General features: G+C 64.2%; 1 protein-coding gene. It reads left to right on the top strand.

Going from position 1 to position 324, the window contains the following annotated elements:
* On the top strand, positions 1–324 hold a 324-nt coding region (locus AC5RWT_RS38145; RefSeq protein WP_494084725.1), incomplete at both ends, for a c-type cytochrome.

The raw sequence follows: 324 nt of genomic DNA, 5'->3' as shown, positions 1-324 counted from the left end.
GCGTCAACTGCGCCATGTGCCACAACGCGTCGGCAGCCGGTGGCGCTTTGACCCGCGGCAAGTTCGCTCCGGCCTTGGCCGGTGTCAGCGAAGCACACATCTACGAAGCCATGGCCACCGGACCGCAGAACATGCCGGTGTTCAGCGACGCGAATATCTCCCCCGAGGAGAAGCGCGATGTCATCGCCTTCCTGAAGACGATTGAAGAGCAGGGCACCCCGGGCGGCTTCTCGCTCGGTTCGCTCGGCCCGGTGTCCGAGGGTCTGCTGATGTGGACCGCAGGTTTGGGCGTGGTTATTGCGTTCACCATCTGGCTGACCCAGC

The organism is Arthrobacter sp. Dra40, from assembly GCF_059091905.1.
The sequence above is the reverse complement of the archived record's forward strand: the minus strand, read 5'-3'. Positions and strand labels throughout refer to the sequence as shown.